This is a genomic window from Salinigranum marinum (assembly GCF_024228675.1).
GTDB classification, from domain to species: Archaea; Halobacteriota; Halobacteria; order Halobacteriales; family Haloferacaceae; genus Salinigranum; species Salinigranum marinum.
In genome coordinates this window covers 2,726,718-2,742,539 of sequence record NZ_CP100461.1, presented here as the reverse complement: position 1 = coordinate 2,742,539, position 15,822 = coordinate 2,726,718, and the positions used below count along the sequence as shown (strand labels likewise).

Below are 15,822 nucleotides of genomic sequence, written 5' to 3'. Positions count from 1 at the left end.
TCCGACCGGCGCGTCCTTGTGACGTATGGACGACCGCTCCACCGACTTCGACGACGAGTTCCACGGAGACGTCGATCTCCCGCCGACGGTCGACGAGGCGGCAGTCCGACGGATGCGGTTCGTGAGCCGGCTGCTCGACGAGCGCGTCCGTCTCCCGGGGACCGACTTCCGCGTCGGCCTCGACCCCGTCCTCGGGGCGCTCCCCGGCGCTGGCGACGCCGTCGCTGCGGGCCTCTCGCTGTACGTCGTCGCCGAGTCGGCGCGGCTCGGCGTCCCGTTCACCACGCTGCTCCGGATGCTCGCGAACGTCGCGATCGACGTCGCGGTCGGCTCCGTCCCCGTCGTCGGCGTCCTCTTCGACGCCGTCTGGAAGGCCAACGTCAGGAACTTCGAACTGGCGCTCGACGCGCTGACCGATGCCACTACCGACGACGCGTTCGACGAGGACGCGGCGAAGCCCATCACCATCGAGGTCGACTGAGCCCCGTACCGGAAGTCCCACCTCGAACCGGACGCTACTCGAACTCCTCGATCAGCGCCGGCACCACGTCAGAACCAGCTTTTCGGCTCGCTCACTCCGTTCACTCGCGTAAAACCTGGACCAAAACGACCTCGGAGGCGCTACTCGAACTCCTCGATCAGCGCCGGCACCACGTCGAAGAGGTCGCCCACGATGCCGTAGTCGGCGATGTCGAAGATGGGCGCGTTCGGGTCGGTGTTGATCGCCACGATGGTGTCGGAGCCTTTCATCCCCGCGACGTGCTGGACCGCGCCCGAGATGCCGACGGCGATGTACACGTCGGGCGTGACGACCTTCCCGGACTGGCCAACCTGCCGGTTCTTCGGGAGCCAGCCGTTGTCGACGATGGGTCTGGACGCGGAGAGCGTCGCGCCCATCGCGTCGGCGAGTTCCGCGACGAGTTCGATGTTCTCCTCCTCTTCGATCCCGCGCCCGACCGAGACGAGCACGTCGGCGTCGCCGATGTCGACGTCGCCGCCGGCGACCTCCTCGAAGCCCGTCACTCGCGAGCGGACCCGTGACTCGTCGACGGCGAGGTCGAACGGCTCGACCGCGGGGTCACCGTGGTCCTCGGCCGGCGGCCACTCCCCGCCGCGGATCGTCACCGCCACGCGCTCGGCGTCGGTTTCGATCGTGGTCTCGACCTTCGAGGCGTACATCTCCCGCGTGGCGACGAGGCCGTCCTCGAACGCGAGCTCGACGGCGTCAGTCACCAGCGGGCGGTCGAGCGCCGACGCCACCGCGGGCGCGTAGTCGAGCCCGTTGACCGAGTTCGGCATGAGCACGACCGTGGGGTCGAGCTCGGCGTCGAGCACTTCCACCACCTGCAGGTAGACGTCATGGTTGAACTCCTCGCCGTGGTCGACGGTGTGGATCGTGTCGACGCCGTCGAGCGAGAGGTCGTCGGCGAAGCCGTCGACGTCGCCGGAGACGCACGCGACGTGGAGGTCGCCGCCGAGGTCGTCGGCGAGCTCCCGGCCCGCCGTGACGAGTTCGTAGCTCACGTCGCGCAACTGGCCGCGGCGGTGATCGGCGACGGCGAGGACGGTCATTCCGCACCCACCCCCTTCTCGCGGAGGACGGCCGCGAGCTCCGCGCCGGCCTCCTCGGCGCTTCCCTCGAAGATCGTCGCGTCGGACTCCGTCTCGGGTTCGTACATCCCCGTCATCGTGAGCGGGCTCTCGACCGCTCCTGCGTCGAGCCCCAGCTCTCCCAGGCCCTTCGGCGCGATCTCCTTCGACTGCGCGCTCCGGATCCCGCGAAGCGAGGCGTACCGCGGCTCGTTGATCCCCGTCTGGATCGTCAACACCGCGGGGAGGTCGACCTCGGCGTGCTCTTCGACTCCGCCTTCGAGCTCGCGGTGGACCTTCGCCACCTCGCCGTCGAGTTCGAGGTCGTTCACCACGGCGGCCCACTCGTAGCCGACGCGTTCGGCCAGTGCGACACCCGTCGCGCCGAAGCCGTCGTCGTTCGCCTGCACGCCCGTCAGCACGAGATCCGGCTCCTCCTCGGCGACGACGGCTTCGAGGAGCCGCGCCTTCGCCTCGACGTCGAGCAGGCCCGCGCCGGCGATCGCGTCGTCCCACACCCTGACCGCGCGGTCGACGCCTTTCGCCAGCGCCATTCGGATCGTCTCCTCCGTTCGCTCGGGACCGATGGTGACGCTCACGACCTCGTCGGCGTGACCCGCCTCGACCAGCTGGACCGCGGCCTCGACGGCGTACTCGTCCCACTCGTTCAGGTCGTACTCCAGATACTCGGCGGCGATATCGAGGCCGTCGATCTCGAAGTCGTCCGCGGCCTCCCCGACCTCCTTTACGGTGACGAGAACCTTCATATTCGATCCATCCAGTTCGTCGGCGCTAAACCTTTTCGGAAGAGCCACCGCCGACGGCACTGGCCGATGGCTTTACCACGGCGTCGGATGAGCCTCCGCGCATGACTCCTGATTACCCCCGTGACGACGACGGACGGGTCGACGTCGACGCCCTGCTCCAGGAGATGACGCTCGCCGAGAAGGCGGGCCAGTGCGCCGGCACGTACGTCGGCGAACTGGACGACGTCCAGCGCGTCGCCGACGTCGAGTCGCTCGTCGACAGTCACCACCTCGGCGCGGTGACGCCGTTCGGCTGGGCCGGATCGCCGCACGTCGACCCCCACGACGCCGCCGCCGTCGCCAACCGCCTCCAGCGATACGCCGTCGAGGAGACCCGCCTCGGGATCCCGCTTCTCGTGCCCGTCGACGCCGTCCACGGCCACGCGTACGTCGACCGCACCACCGTCTTCCCGCAGAACCTCGCGCTCGCGGCGACCTTCTCGCCGGCGCTCGCCGAACGCGTGGGCGAAGTCACCGCGCGGGAGGCCCGCGCGACCGGCGTGACGACGAACTACGGGCCGACGTGCGACGTCGCCCGCGACCCCCGCTGGGGCCGAACCTTCGAGACGTTCGGCGAGTCGCCGTTCCTCGTGAGCGCGATGGCCGCCGCGAAGGCCCGCGGGCTCCAGGGCGACGGGCTCGACGCCGACGGAAGCGTGGCCGCCACCGCCAAACACTTCCCCGCATACGGGGGGCCGCTTCGCGGGGAGGACGCCTCGCCGGTCGAGGTGTCGCTCACCGAGTTCCACCGACTGTTCGTCCCGCCGTTCGTTGCGGCGCTCGACGCCGGCGTCGCGTCCGTGATGCCCTGTTACAACTCCATCGACGGCGAACCCGCCCACGGCTCGCCGCGCTTCGTACGAGGACTGCTTCGCGAGCGCCTCGGTTTCGACGGCGTCGTCGCCTCCGACTGGAACGGCGTCGAGATGCTTCACGCCGACCACCGCACCGCCGAATCTTCCGAAGAGGCCGTCGGCGACGCGCTCGTCGCGGGCGTCGACGTCGGCTCGGTCAACGGCGCACGCCACGCCGAGGCCGTCGTCTCGCTCGTTCGCGAGGGCGAACTTGACGAGGTGACCGTCGACGCCGCGGTCCGCCGGATCCTCGCGCTGAAGCGCGACCTCGGCCTCTTCGACGACCCGCTCGTCGACGAGGACGACCTCGACGCGGCGCTCCGCCGCCCCGAGGCCGTCGACCTCGCCCGCGACGTCGCCCGCGAGGGCGTCACGCTCCTCGAAAACGACGGCCTGCTCCCGCTCGATTCTGACGCCCATGTCCTCCTGACGGGCCCCAACGCGGACGACCTCACGGCACAGGTCGGCGGCTGGAGCGTCCTCGACCCGAGCGAGGGGACGACGCTCCGTGCGGGAGTCGAGGCCGCGAGCGAGGGAACTGTGACGTACGAACCCGGCGCGACCCACCGGGACGCGGTCGACATCGAGAGCGCGGCCGCCGCGGCGCGCGACGCGGACGTGGCGGTCGTCGCCCTCGGCGAGGGGTGGTATCTCCACGAGTTCGGCCCGAGCGAGATGAGCGGCTCCGAACCGGGGGCGTTCCCCTCGCGGCACGACTTCGGGCTCCCGGACGCGCAGTCGACGCTCCTCCGGGCGATCCACGACACGGGCACGCCCACGGTGCTGGCGCTCGTCTCCGGCCGGCCCCTCCCGATCCCCTGGGCGGCCGAACACCTCCCGGCGATCGTCTTCACGCCACCCGGCGGGACGGAAGGCGGCGCGGCGCTCGCCGACGTGCTGTTCGGCGCGGAGCCGGGCGGGTCGCTCCCTATCTCGGTTGCGCGGTCGGCGGCGCATCTCCCGACCCACCACGACTACGTCCGCCACCCACACCCCATCGGCGACCACGAACATCCACCGTCGTACGACCCGCTGTACGCCTTCGGTCACGGGCTGAGCTACGCCGACGTCGCGGTGACGGACGCGACGCTCTCGACCACGACCGTCACGCCCGGCGAGCCGGTGACGGTGTCGGCGACGGTCGAAAACCGCGGGGACAGCCCGGGGAGCCAGGTCGTCCAGGCGTACCTTCGGGACGAGTACGCCTCGCGCGCCCGACCGGTCCGCGAGCTCTGCGGCTTCGAACGGGTCGATCTCGACCCGGGTGCGACGACCACGGTGGATCTCGTCGTGTCGCCAAGCGCGATGGCCGTCGTCGATTCGGACGGCGCGCGGACGATCGAGCCCGGCGAGTTCACGCTGTCCGTGGGACTGTCCGCGACGGACGCCGAGGCCGTCAGCGTCGGGTTCGTCGTCGAGTAACCGGACGTTACTCGTTACTCGCCGTCGCGGCCGTCCTCGACGACCGTCTCGTCGGGGAGCGAAATGAGGTTCTCGCGGCCGAGCCGGAGCTTCTCGACGCGGCCTTGCTCCGCCATCGCCGACAGGAGCTGCGACACCTTCGCGTCCGACCAGCCGGTCTCCTTGACGATGTTCGCCTGCTTCATCCGCCCGCCGCGCTGTTCGAGGAGGTACTCGACGCGCTCCTCGTCGGAGAGCAACTCGAAGTCCGGTTCCTCCTCTCCTTCGTCCGCTGCGTCGTCCGGCGGCTCCTCGACGGTCCCCGGTTCGGCATTCGACCCTCCCGCGGCGGCCGGCGGCGTCGTGTCGGGTGTCGCCGCCACCTCGTCGGCGCTAGTCGACCCCTCGCTTTCGGTCGCCGTGGTCTCGCCGCCGTTGGTCAGGGCGGTCCCGTCGGGCGCCGAGCGCTCCGCCGAGCGGCCGCGGTAGACGAGGAAGCCGATGAGCGCGAGGACGACCGCGACGGCGACGCCACCGGTCGTGATGAGCATCCAGGGGATCTCCGCCTCGTCGCCCGGGCGGTAGGTGACGACGAGTCGCTCCTCGCTGGCGAACTCCCGCGGCCCGTCGATGATGAGCGAGCCGTTCTGCTGTTGGATCGGGAAGCTCGTGCCGCTGATGACGAATCCCGGCGGGGTGACGACCGTGAGCCGCTGATCGGCGCCGAGCGACGACAGCCACGTCCCGCCGTCGGTCGTCGCGAACACGTCACCGAGCTCGAGGCTGCCGTCGTCGTTCCGCTCGAGGAAGTTCGTCCAGGTGAACGACAGGCGGACGACGCCGGTCGCGTTCCCGACCGGCTGCGTGTCGGCGGCGTCGGGAGTCGTGTCGACGCCCGTTGCCGTCCGCGGAGTGGTCACGTTCCGCTCGACCGTGGCGTTCCGCTCGACGTCCTGGATCTGCATGGGTCGGCCCGTCGACTCCGACGCCTGGTCCGCCACCGACCGGAAGACGCCGACGTCGAGCCCGATGTCGGACCGGCCAGCCTCGTACTCCCGTGCGAGCGACCGGAACGCCTCGACTTCGTTCTCGTCTGCCAGATCGTACCGGTACGTGACCGTCCAGCGAGCGTCGGTGTCGGCTTCGAGTTCGACGCGGATCTCCGTCGCCGGTTGGTCGTCGTCGACCGTGGTCTGTGCGATACCCCGCTGGGCGACGAGACCCGCGGCTGTCGCTGGCTCCCATCCGTCGTCGACACCGGTGGGGACCAACGCTGCCGCCGGTGCCACGCCGGAGAGGATGATGAGGAGGGCGAAGATGAGCGCGGCGCTCCGCATGTGCGTTCGTTCTCCTCATCGGGGCGTCAAAACGCTTTCCATACCCCGAACGGCGGCGCGTCTCCCGTTCGCCGGCGGTTTTAATGAGAGAATAACGACCCGTTCAGCCGGGACTTCGCCGGTGGTTGTCCCGCCCGCGAGGGTTCAAATACGGTGACGGAGCCACTCCCGCGTGACGATACGCTCGCCTCTCGACCACCGCTGGAGACGTCGGGTCGGCCCGTCGACGACGGCCGACAGCAACCCGTCGGCTCGGACGACAGTCACCGTAACGGGATAGATGCGCGCGCTCGCGCCGCTGGCAGGCGTCCTCCTCCTGGCACTCACGGTGGGGCTCGCCTCCGTCGCCGCGGGGGCCGTCTTCGCCGCCGCCGACGTGACCGACGGTCCGCCGCCACGAGCGTCGCTGTCGCTCGCTGTCGAGGACCGGACGCTCACGTTCACCCACCGCGGCGGCGACACCCTCGACGTCCGCCGACTCAGGCTCGTGGTGACGGTCGACGGCGACCCGCTCGCACACCAGCCACCGGTGCCGTTCTTCGCGGCCCGAGGGTCCCGCTCCGGTCCGACCGGACCGTTCAATCGCGCGACCGACCCCCGATGGTCGGCGGGGGAGGTCGCGACGCTCCGCGTCGCCGGGACGAACCAGCCGGCGCTCTCGACTGCGGACATCGTCACCGTGCGCGTGTCCGTCGGCGGCACGCCGCTCGCGGATCTGTCGGCGCGTCCGTCGTGAACCGATCGGCCGGTGTCGCCCGACTCGGCCGGCTCGGCCCTCTTCGGGCTTCAGGCGTCGGGAGCGCGCGCCACGGTGACGATCGCGCGCGGCGAGCCCGGTCGCCGCTGGAGGACGCGGTGTTCGATGTCGTCGAAGCCGGCCTCCTCGAACATCCGCTGGGCCTCCTCCTCGTCGTAAAACAGCATGATTGCGTCGGCGAGCTTCTGGAACACCGAGGACTTGGGATCGTCGGGACCCACGACGAGCACCTGGTTCCCCGGCTTCACCACGCGGCGGAACTCCACGAGCGCGTCGACGGGGTTGGGCCAGTACTCGATCGACCCCGACGACCACACCACGTCGAAGCTCCCGTCCTTGAACGGGAGTCGTTCGGCATCTCCCCGGTAGAACTTCACCCGGTCGCGCTTGCCGAACTTCTCGAACGCCTTCTCCATCTGGTGGATCGACTGGTCGAGACCGTGGACGTCGTCGGTGCGTCCGAGGAGCCCCTCGGTGGCAAAGCCCGTCCCGCAGCCGACGTCGAGCACCCGGTCGTCCCGTTCGATCTCGACCATCGAGAGTGCCTCCTCGCGCATCTCGTCGTCCCAGATGAACGGGTTCACCTGGTCGTACACCTTGGAGAGATACTTGTAGAACAGGCGCGCGCGAGCCTTGTTTTCGAGGACTCCCATCTCGACCGGGCTTAGGAGTCGCCGGTCATAACGGTGCGGATTTCCGGTGACGGCTGCGCCGGGACCGGGCGCGTCGGCGTGTCCGCGGTGCCGTCGACGCGATCGCCCCCTCCCGCTCGCGGTGGCCTCGTTCGTCCCGCTTTGCGCGGGTGTTCCGCAAACACCTTATACGCCGCTTACACACCTTCCGGGTGATAGGAGAATGCCGAGACCAGAGGTTCTCGACCGAATCAAACAGGCCGAACAGGAGGCCGACGAGATCGTCGCGGAGGCCGAGTCCGACCGCGAGGAGCTGATCTCAGAGGCACGAACAGCGGCCGAGCAAATCCGGGCGGAGGCCGAGGAGGAGGCCGCCGAACTGGAGGAGTCGCGGCTCGAATCGGCCCGCGAGGAGATCGAGGCCGACCGCCAGCGCCTGCTGGAGGAAGGGGCCGACGACCGCCAGCGGCTCCGCGACGAGGCCGAATCCAACGTCGAGGAGGCGGTCGAGTACGCTATCGACCGGTTCGAGGAGGCGGTGCATGCTCAGACCTGAGCAGATGAGCAAAGTGTCGGTGACGGGCTCGAAGAAGGTCATGGACGACGTCGTCGAGACGGTCCACGGCCTCAACCTGCTCCACGTCACCGAGTACGACGGTTCCTGGGACGGCTTCCAGCCGGGCAACCCGACCAGCGGGGCCGAGTCCGCCTCCGACAAGCTCGTCACGATCCGCTCGATCGAGAGCATCCTCGACGTCGACGAGAGCGACGCCGGGCCGACCCGCGTCGTCTCCGACGAGGCCCTAGCGGAGGACCTCGCAGACGTCCGCGCCCGCGTCAACGAACTCGACGATCGACGCAGCGAGATCGAATCCGAACTCCGCGACGTCGAAGAGCAGGTTGAGGGAATGGAGCCGTTCGTCGACCTCGGGATCGACCTCGACCTCCTCTCGGGGTACGAGTCGATCGACGTGTCGGTGGGTGAGGGCAACCGCGACCTCGTCGAGGACGCGCTCGCCTCGTCGTCGGCGGTGCGCAACTACCGGGTGTTCGTCAGCGACAGCGGGTCGACGCTCGGGATCTTCGCCCGGCCGGCCGAGGGCGAGTCGCTCTCGGATGCGCTCGTCGGCACGGAGTTCGCCGCGTTCGCGATCCCGGACGTCTCGGACGTGCCGGACGACATCAAAGGAGCCGACGGCGCGGTGCCGCCGGAGACGTACGTCCAGGAACTCGACAGCCGTCGCCGGAAGCTCCAGTCGCGACTGGACACCGTCGACGACGAACTCGAAGAGGTCAAGCTCGACGCCGCGGGCTTCCTGCTCGCCGCGGAGGAGCGGCTGTCGATCGAGGTCCAGAAGACCGAAGCGCCGCTCACCTTCGCGACGACGAAGAACGCCTTCGTCGCCGAGGGCTGGATCCCCACGACGCGGTACGGCGACTTCGTCGCCGAGCTCACGGACGCGGTCGGCGACCACGTCGAGATCCAGCGGCTCGAAGACGCCCAGTTCAACCGCCACGGCGGCGAGGAGCTCCGCGAGCAGTACACCGGTGGCGGTACGCCCGCGGCCGCGGACGGCGGCGGGACGGAGGCGACGGCGAACGCCGACGGTGGTCAGGAAGTGAAAGCCGACGGCGGAAGCGTCGTGATGCGGAACGACGAGCCGCCGACCATCCAGAACAACCACAGCGTCGTCAAACCGTTCGAGGTGCTCGTCAACGCGGTCGGCCGCCCGAAGTATACGGAGTTCGACCCGACGCTGCTCGTCTTCCTCACGTTCCCGGCTTTCTTCGGCTTCATGATCGGCGACCTCGGATACGGGATCATTTACACGCTGATCGGCTACGGCCTCTACTCGAAGTTCGAGTCGCCGGCGTTCCGGTCGATGGGTGGCATCACCATCGCGGCCGGCCTCTTCACGATGCTGTTCGGTATCCTCTACGGCGAGCTATTCGGCCTCCACACCATCGCGTCGGTGTTCTGGGAAGGCGTCGTCGGCCTCGAACACGCCCCGATCGAGAAGGGGCTCTCGCCCGCCACCGCCGAGTGGGCGCTGGCGTGGCTCTTCGTGAGCGTACTCATCGGCATCGTTCACCTCAACATAGGCTGGATCCTCGACTTCATCGAGAACCTCGAGTTCCACGACTTCAAACACGCGCTCTACGAGTCCGGTTCGTGGCTGCTGATGGTGAACGGTCTCTGGATCTGGATCTTCAGCGACGTCGTCCGGGGGACCGCTCCCGAGTTCATCTACACGACGTTCTCGAGCGAGGGAGTCATCGCGCTGGGCTTCTCCGGCTTCCCAGTCGTCGTCGGATGGGCGGGGCTCGCGGTGTTCGCGGTCGGACTCGTCCTCCTCATAATCGGCGAACCCATCGAAGCCGTCGAGTTCCTGAACGTGCTCGTCAACGTGCTGTCGTACACCCGAATCGCCGCGGTGTTGCTGGCGAAGGCAGGGATGGCGTTCACCGTCAACCTCCTGTTCTTCGGGGTGTACGTCGACAGTAAAGGCGGGTGGCACTTCGGCGTCGACGGCATGCCGACCATTCCGGCCGGCACCGACTCCGTAATGTATCACGGCTACGAGGTCACCGAGGTCATGTTCGGCGGCCTCGTCCACGGCGGCTTGGCGTTCGTGCTCGTCGGCCTCCTCGTGCTCGTGATCGGTCACGCGCTGGTGCTGGCGCTCGGCGTCACGAGCGCCGGTCTACAGGCGGTGCGTCTCGAGTACGTCGAGTTCTTCAACAAGTTCTTCGACGGGGGCGGCACCGAGTACAGCCCGTTCGGCTACGAGCGGAAGTACACCGCCGACGACTGACCCCCGTTCACCCCGTTCGTTTGCACCTCACGCGGATTACTCCGCGACCAGATGTAACTCCGTTTTCAGCCGAATAGAGCGCTGTCAGTGTCTTTTGGGAAGCTTTATGATGGCCCTGCCTCCACACACGAACGTTCGGAGACGACCACTACGGACACTACCGAGCCATACCACACAACTATGATTGACGCTGCAACCCAGATGGCGAACGTCGTACTGCAGGAAGGCGCATCCGCTCCCGCGATCCCCGCTCAGGCCGCTGCCGCCCTGGCGGTCGGACTGGCTGCGTTCGGTGCGGGCTACGCCGAGCGTGGTATCGGTGCCGCCGCGGTCGGCGCGGTCGCCGAGGACGAGAGCCTCTTCGTGCAGGGACTGATCTTCACAGTGCTGCCGGAGACGCTCGTTATTCTCGCGCTCGTCGTCGTCTTCCTGGTCGGCTAAGCACCTCTTTCCCCTTACAATGAGTTTGGACACAGTTGTCGAGGACATTCGAGACGAAGCCCGCGCGCGCGCCGAAGAGATTCGTGCGGAGGGTCAAGAGCGCGCCGACGAGATCATCGCCGAGGCCGAAGCCGACGCCGAAGCGATCGTCGAAGAGCGCGAGCAGGCGGTCGAACGGCAGATCGCCCAGGAGCGCGAACAGGCGGTCTCCGGGGCCAAGCTCGAGGCCAAACAGGAACGCCTCGAAGCGCGGCGCGACGCGCTCCAGAGCGTCCGACAGCAGGTCGAGACGGAACTCGGGGGACTGTCGGGCGACACGCGCGAGGAGCTCACGCGAACCCTGCTCGAAGCCTCCGCCACGGAGTTCGACGAGGGTAGTGAGGTCGTCGTCCGCGGTCGGGCGGCCGACGAGGCGCTCTTGGAGGAGATCATCGCGGAGCACGACGGCTTCTCGCTCGGCGACGAACCCGTCGACTGTCTCGGCGGTGTCGTCGTCGAGTCGGAGACCTCGCGCGTCCGGGTGGACAACACGTTCGATTCGCTCCTCGATACGGTCTGGGAGAACAACCTGAAGGACGTCAGCGGCATCCTCTTCGACCAATGAGCGCCGCCGGCAGCTCGAATCCGGAGTACGTCAACGCCCGCGTTCGAGCCCGTCGGAGCGCCCTCTTCGCGGACGAGGACTACCGCAAGCTCGTGCGGATGAGCACCGCTGAGATCGCCCGGTTCATGGAGGAGTCGGCGTACGAAGAAGAGATCAACGCGCTCGGGGCGAGACACTCCGGCGTCGACCTCATCGAGTACGCACTGAACCGGAACCTCGCGAAGCAGTTCGACGACATCCTCGGCTGGGCGAAGGGTCGGCTGTACGACCTGATTGCCCGCTACCTCCGGAAGTTCGACGCGTGGAACGTCAAGACCGTCATCCGGGGCATCTACTCGGACGCCTCCCGCGAGGAGATCGAGGCCGATCTCATCCGTGCTGGCGAGTTCGACGACCGCCTCGTCAACCGGCTGTTGGACGCTCCCAGCATCGAGGAGGTCATCGACACGCTCCACCGGACCATCTTCGGGGCTCCCCTCGAGGAGGCGTTCGAGGAGTACGAGTCCTCGGGCGTGTTGGTCCCGCTGGAGAACGCCGTCGACCGCGTCTTCTACGAGAACCTCCTCTCGGAGGTTCGGTGGGACGAGGCGACCGAGCAGTACCGCGATATCCTCCTGGCGGAGGTCGACTTCCGGAACGCGCGGAACGCGCTGCGGCTGGCCCGCAGCGGCGCGGACATCGACCCTGCGGAGTACTACATCGCCGGGGGACAGCTGTTCTCCCGCGCGGAACTCGGCAGCCTGGCGACGAACCCGGACGAACTCGTCCAGCGGATCCGCGACTCGACGTACGGTGACGACCTCTCGGAGGCGCTCGACGACTTCGAGTCGGCCGAGAGCCTCATCGCGTTCGAGCGCGCGCTCGAAACGGCGCTGTTGGAGTACTCGTCGAGCTTGGGGAACGTCTTTCCCCTCTCGGTGAGTCCGGTGATCTCGTACATCCTCGCGAAGGAGCGCGAAGTCGACAACATCCGGGCCATCGCCCGGGCCCGCGAAGCCGGTCTCTCCCCCGAACAGATCGAGGAGGAACTGGTGATACTATGAGTCAGGAGATCGCGGTCGTCGGGAGTCCGGATTTCACCACGGGCTTTCGCCTCGCGGGCGTTCGGAAGTTCCAGAACGTCCCCGACGAACAGAAGGACGCATTGCTCGACGAGGCCGTCATGGAGACGCTCGACGACGACGAGGTCGGCATCATCGTGATGCACGACGAAGACATGGACCACCTGTCCCGGCAGGCTCGACAGGCCGTCGAGGGGAGCATCGAACCGGTGCTCGTCACCCTCGGCGGGGCCGGGTCGGGCGGCCTCCGCGAACAGATCAAGCGAGCCATCGGCATCGACCTAATGGACGAATAAGACATGAGTCAGGCAACACAGGACGTCCGCGAGGACGGCATCATCGAGAGCGTGAGCGGTCCGGTCGTGCAGGCCGTCGACCTCGACGCCCGCATGAACGACGTCGTCTACGTGGGCGACGAAGGGCTGATGGGCGAAGTCATCGAGATCGAGGGCGACATCACCACCATCCAGGTGTACGAGGAGACCTCGGGCGTCGCCCCGGGCGAACCCGTCGAGAACACGGGCGAACCCCTCACCGTGGACCTGGGGCCGGGGCTTCTGGACTCCATCTACGACGGCGTCCAGCGTCCCCTCGACGTCCTCGAATCCAAGATGAACAGTGCGTTCCTCGACCGCGGGGTCGACGCCCCGGGGATCGACCTCGAGAAGGAGTGGGCCTTCGAGCCAACCGTCGAGGCCGGTGACGAGGTCGCCCCCGGCGACGTCGTCGGCGTCGTTGAGGAGACGGTGAGCATCGACCACAAGGTTATGGTGCCGCCCGACTCCGACGGCGGCGTCGTCGAAACCGCCGAGGCCGGCGACTACAACGTCGAGGAGGCGGTCGTCACCCTCGAGAGCGGTGAGGGGATTTCGATGCACCAGGAGTGGCCGGTCCGCTCGGCCCGACCCACCGTCAGGAAGCAGACGCCGACCGAACCGCTCGTCTCGGGCCAGCGGATCCTCGACGGGCTGTTCCCCATCGCGAAGGGCGGGACGGCGGCGATCCCCGGGCCGTTCGGCTCCGGGAAGACCGTCACCCAGCACCAACTCGCCAAGTGGGCCGACGCGGACATCGTCGTCTACGTCGGCTGTGGCGAGCGCGGCAACGAGATGACCGAGGTGATCGAGGACTTCCCGAACCTCGACGACCCGAAGACGGGCAACCCGCTGATGGCCCGGACTTCGCTCATCGCCAACACGTCGAACATGCCCGTGGCCGCACGGGAGTCGTGCGTCTACACTGGCATCACCATCGCGGAGTTCTACCGCGACATGGGGTACGACGTGGCGCTGATGGCCGACTCCACCTCGCGGTGGGCCGAGGCCATGCGCGAGATCTCCTCCCGGCTGGAGGAGATGCCCGGCGAGGAGGGGTACCCCGCGTACCTGTCGGCGCGCCTCTCGCAGTTCTACGAGCGTGCCGGCTACTTCGAGAACGTCAACGGCTCCGAAGGCTCGATTTCGGTCATCGGTGCCGTCTCGCCGCCTGGCGGCGACTTCTCCGAGCCGGTCACGCAGAACACCCTGCGCATCGTCAAGTGCTTCTGGGCGCTCGACGCCGACTTGGCGGAGAGACGGCACTTCCCGTCGATCAACTGGAACGAGTCGTACTCGCTGTATCGGGAGCAGCTCGACCCCTGGTTCGAGGACAACGTCACCGCCGAGTGGTCGGAGATCCGTCAGTGGGCGATCGACACCCTCGACGAGGAGGCCGAACTGCAGGAGATCGTCCAGCTCGTCGGGAAGGACGCCCTGCCGGAGGACCAGCAGCTCACCCTCGAGGTGGCGCGCTACCTGCGCGAAGCGTACCTCCAGCAGAACGCGTTCCACCCGACGGACACCTACTGTGAGCCGGCGAAGACGTACGGCATCCTCACGGCGATCAAGGCGTTCAACGACGAGGCGTTCGACGCACTCAACGCGGGCGTCCCGGTGCCGGAGATCACGGCCATCGAGGCCGCCCCGCGCCTGAACCGGATCGGCGTCCAAGAAGAGTGGGAGGCGTACATCGAGGACCTCCAAAACGAGATCGCAGAACAACTCCGGGAGAAGTACTAATGAAGAAGTACCAGACTATCACCGAGATCAGCGGTCCGCTGGTGTTCGCCGAAGTCGACGAACCGATCGGGTACGACGAGATCGTCGAGATCGAGACGCCCGCGGGGGAGACCAAGCGCGGCCAGGTGCTCGAATCCTCCGAGGGCCTCGTGGCCATCCAGGTGTTCGAGGGCACCACCGGTATCGACAGGAACGCCTCCGTCACGTTCCTCGGCGAGACGTTGAAGATGCCCGTCACCGAGGACCTCCTCGGGCGGGTGCTCGACGGCTCCGGCCAGCCCATCGACGGCGGCCCGGAGATCGTCCCCGACGAACGTCGTGACATCGTCGGTGCCGCGATCAACCCCTACTCCCGGGAGTACCCCGAGGAGTTCATCCAGACGGGTGTGAGCGCTATCGACGGCATGAACACCCTCGTCCGCGGTCAGAAACTCCCCATCTTCTCCGGGTCGGGCCTGCCGCACAACGACCTCGCGCTCCAGGTCGCCCGCCAGGCGACCGTTCCCGAGGAGGAAGAGGGCGGCGAGGAGGCCTCGGAGTTCGCCGTCATCTTCGGCGCGATGGGCATTACGGCGGAGGAGGCAAACGAGTTCATGGAGGACTTCGAGCGCACCGGCGCGCTCGAACGCTCCGTCGTCTTCATGAACCTCGCGGACGACCCCGCCGTCGAGCGGACGGTCACGCCCCGGCTGGCGCTCACCACCGCCGAGTACCTCGCGTTCGACAAGGGCTACCACGTGCTCGTCATTCTGACGGACATGACGAACTACTGTGAGGCGCTGCGCGAGATCGGTGCCGCCCGCGAGGAGGTCCCGGGTCGCCGGGGCTACCCCGGGTACATGTACACCGACCTGGCCCAGCTGTACGAGCGCGCCGGCCGGATCGAGGGCCGCGAGGGGTCGGTGACCCAGATCCCGATCCTCACGATGCCGGGCGACGACGACACCCACCCGATCCCCGACCTGACGGGGTACATTACCGAGGGGCAGATCTACGTCGACCGCGACCTCAACAGCCAGGGCGTCCAGCCCCCGGTCAACGTACTGCCGTCGCTGTCGCGGCTCATGGACGACGGGATCGGCGAGGGGCTCACCCGCGCCGACCACGCCGACGTCTCCGACCAGATGTACGCCGCGTACGCCGAGGGCGAGGACCTCCGCGACCTGGTGAACATCGTCGGTCGCGAGGCCCTCTCCGAGCGAGACAACAAGTACCTCGACTTCGCCGAGCGCTTCGAGGACGAGTTCGTCGACCAGGGCTTTACCACGGAGCGCTCCATCGACGAGACGCTCGACATCGGCTGGGACCTGCTGTCGATGCTGCCGAAGGAGGAACTCAACCGGATCGACGAGGAACTCATCGAGCAGCACTACCGCGACGACGAGACGAGCGAAGCGGTCGAGGCCGAGGCGTAACCCCGCGACTGACCACCCCGTTTTCGCGACCGACCACCGAGCACCGACCAT

At 68.0% G+C, this 15,822-nt stretch carries 15 protein-coding genes; 11 read left to right on the top strand and 4 right to left on the bottom strand.

What is annotated here, in order from left to right:
• Positions 1-25: 25 nt before the first annotated feature.
• A complete protein-coding gene (locus tag NKJ07_RS13600; protein WP_318567354.1) occupies positions 26-481 on the top strand; it encodes a DUF4112 domain-containing protein in 456 nt (151 codons plus the stop codon).
• 140 nt (positions 482-621) lie between these two features.
• On the opposite strand, the gene NKJ07_RS13595 is transcribed toward NKJ07_RS13600, so the two are convergent.
• Together NKJ07_RS13595 and NKJ07_RS13590 are read right to left on the bottom strand one after the other, a co-directional pair.
• Positions 622-1,572: an electron transfer flavoprotein subunit alpha/FixB family protein gene (locus tag NKJ07_RS13595; protein WP_318567353.1), complete on the bottom strand. Its 951-nt coding sequence runs from the start codon at positions 1,570-1,572 to the stop codon at positions 622-624.
• Entirely contained in the window at positions 1,569-2,357 is a 789-nt protein-coding gene (locus tag NKJ07_RS13590) for an electron transfer flavoprotein subunit beta/FixA family protein (RefSeq protein WP_318567352.1), read from the bottom strand. The genes NKJ07_RS13595 and NKJ07_RS13590 overlap by 4 nt, the downstream gene beginning before the upstream one ends.
• Before the next feature lie 101 nt (positions 2,358-2,458).
• On the opposite strand from NKJ07_RS13590, the gene NKJ07_RS13585 reads away from it, so the two are divergent.
• Positions 2,459-4,672, top strand: coding sequence for a glycoside hydrolase family 3 N-terminal domain-containing protein (locus NKJ07_RS13585; protein WP_318567351.1), 2,214 nt, complete (start codon positions 2,459-2,461; stop codon positions 4,670-4,672).
• 14 nt (positions 4,673-4,686) lie between these two features.
• Here the strand turns inward: NKJ07_RS13585 and NKJ07_RS13580 are convergent, their stop codons facing one another.
• Positions 4,687-5,988 (bottom strand): helix-turn-helix transcriptional regulator, encoded by a 1,302-nt coding sequence (locus NKJ07_RS13580; RefSeq protein ID WP_318567350.1) that lies wholly within the window; start codon positions 5,986-5,988, stop codon positions 4,687-4,689.
• Positions 5,989-6,268: 280 nt separating this feature from the next.
• On the opposite strand from NKJ07_RS13580, the gene NKJ07_RS13575 reads away from it, so the two are divergent.
• Complete coding sequence (locus tag NKJ07_RS13575) at positions 6,269-6,724, top strand: type IV pilin domain-containing protein (RefSeq protein WP_318567349.1); 456 nt, start codon at positions 6,269-6,271, stop codon at positions 6,722-6,724.
• A gap of 50 nt (positions 6,725-6,774) precedes the next feature.
• Here the strand turns inward: NKJ07_RS13575 and NKJ07_RS13570 are convergent, their stop codons facing one another.
• Positions 6,775-7,398 (bottom strand): methyltransferase domain-containing protein, encoded by a 624-nt coding sequence (locus tag NKJ07_RS13570; RefSeq protein WP_318567348.1) that lies wholly within the window; start codon positions 7,396-7,398, stop codon positions 6,775-6,777.
• Between the two features lie 202 nt (positions 7,399-7,600).
• On the opposite strand from NKJ07_RS13570, the gene ahaH reads away from it, so the two are divergent.
• The 8 genes from ahaH (at position 7,601) to NKJ07_RS13530 (ending at position 15,771) form a co-directional block, all read left to right on the top strand.
• Positions 7,601-7,933 (top strand): ATP synthase archaeal subunit H, encoded by a 333-nt coding sequence (gene ahaH / locus NKJ07_RS13565; RefSeq protein WP_318567347.1) that lies wholly within the window; start codon positions 7,601-7,603, stop codon positions 7,931-7,933.
• Positions 7,920-10,193, top strand: coding sequence for a V-type ATP synthase subunit I (locus NKJ07_RS13560; RefSeq protein ID WP_318567346.1), 2,274 nt, complete (start codon positions 7,920-7,922; stop codon positions 10,191-10,193). The genes ahaH and NKJ07_RS13560 overlap by 14 nt, the downstream gene beginning before the upstream one ends.
• Positions 10,194-10,373: 180 nt before the next feature.
• Positions 10,374-10,634: a F0F1 ATP synthase subunit C gene (locus tag NKJ07_RS13555; protein WP_318567345.1), complete on the top strand. Its 261-nt coding sequence runs from the start codon at positions 10,374-10,376 to the stop codon at positions 10,632-10,634.
• Between the two features lie 19 nt (positions 10,635-10,653).
• Entirely contained in the window at positions 10,654-11,238 is a 585-nt protein-coding gene (locus NKJ07_RS13550) for a V-type ATP synthase subunit E (protein WP_318567344.1), read from the top strand.
• Complete coding sequence (locus NKJ07_RS13545) at positions 11,235-12,281, top strand: V-type ATP synthase subunit C (RefSeq protein ID WP_318567343.1); 1,047 nt, start codon at positions 11,235-11,237, stop codon at positions 12,279-12,281. The genes NKJ07_RS13550 and NKJ07_RS13545 overlap by 4 nt, the downstream gene beginning before the upstream one ends.
• Positions 12,278-12,595 carry a V-type ATP synthase subunit F gene (locus tag NKJ07_RS13540; RefSeq protein WP_318567342.1) on the top strand — a complete coding sequence of 106 codons (318 nt, stop codon included), beginning with the start codon at positions 12,278-12,280 and terminating at the stop codon, positions 12,593-12,595. Before NKJ07_RS13545 ends, NKJ07_RS13540 begins: the two co-directional genes overlap by 4 nt.
• A 3-nt stretch (positions 12,596-12,598) precedes the next feature.
• Positions 12,599-14,356, top strand: coding sequence for an ATP synthase subunit A (locus NKJ07_RS13535; protein WP_318567341.1), 1,758 nt, complete (start codon positions 12,599-12,601; stop codon positions 14,354-14,356).
• A complete protein-coding gene (locus NKJ07_RS13530; RefSeq protein ID WP_318567340.1) occupies positions 14,356-15,771 on the top strand; it encodes an ATP synthase subunit B in 1,416 nt (471 codons plus the stop codon). Before NKJ07_RS13535 ends, NKJ07_RS13530 begins: the two co-directional genes overlap by 1 nt.
• The last annotated feature ends 51 nt before the right edge of the window (positions 15,772-15,822 follow it).

Coding starts and splice junctions, on each gene's coding strand:
- NKJ07_RS13545 (WP_318567343.1), top strand. CDS start 11,235: ATGAGCGCCGCCGGCAGCTCGAATCCGGAGTACGTCAACGCCCGCGTT.
- NKJ07_RS13555 (WP_318567345.1), top strand. CDS start 10,374: ATGATTGACGCTGCAACCCAGATGGCGAACGTCGTACTGCAGGAAGGC.
- NKJ07_RS13580 (WP_318567350.1), bottom strand. CDS start 5,988: ATGCGGAGCGCCGCGCTCATCTTCGCCCTCCTCATCATCCTCTCCGGC.
- NKJ07_RS13570 (WP_318567348.1), bottom strand. CDS start 7,398: ATGGGAGTCCTCGAAAACAAGGCTCGCGCGCGCCTGTTCTACAAGTAT.
- NKJ07_RS13590 (WP_318567352.1), bottom strand. CDS start 2,357: ATGAAGGTTCTCGTCACCGTAAAGGAGGTCGGGGAGGCCGCGGACGAC.
- NKJ07_RS13535 (WP_318567341.1), top strand. CDS start 12,599: ATGAGTCAGGCAACACAGGACGTCCGCGAGGACGGCATCATCGAGAGC.
- NKJ07_RS13600 (WP_318567354.1), top strand. CDS start 26: ATGGACGACCGCTCCACCGACTTCGACGACGAGTTCCACGGAGACGTC.
- NKJ07_RS13540 (WP_318567342.1), top strand. CDS start 12,278: ATGAGTCAGGAGATCGCGGTCGTCGGGAGTCCGGATTTCACCACGGGC.
- ahaH (WP_318567347.1), top strand. CDS start 7,601: ATGCCGAGACCAGAGGTTCTCGACCGAATCAAACAGGCCGAACAGGAG.
- NKJ07_RS13550 (WP_318567344.1), top strand. CDS start 10,654: ATGAGTTTGGACACAGTTGTCGAGGACATTCGAGACGAAGCCCGCGCG.
- NKJ07_RS13585 (WP_318567351.1), top strand. CDS start 2,459: ATGACTCCTGATTACCCCCGTGACGACGACGGACGGGTCGACGTCGAC.
- NKJ07_RS13560 (WP_318567346.1), top strand. CDS start 7,920: ATGCTCAGACCTGAGCAGATGAGCAAAGTGTCGGTGACGGGCTCGAAG.
- NKJ07_RS13595 (WP_318567353.1), bottom strand. CDS start 1,572: ATGACCGTCCTCGCCGTCGCCGATCACCGCCGCGGCCAGTTGCGCGAC.
- NKJ07_RS13575 (WP_318567349.1), top strand. CDS start 6,269: ATGCGCGCGCTCGCGCCGCTGGCAGGCGTCCTCCTCCTGGCACTCACG.
- NKJ07_RS13530 (WP_318567340.1), top strand. CDS start 14,356: ATGAAGAAGTACCAGACTATCACCGAGATCAGCGGTCCGCTGGTGTTC.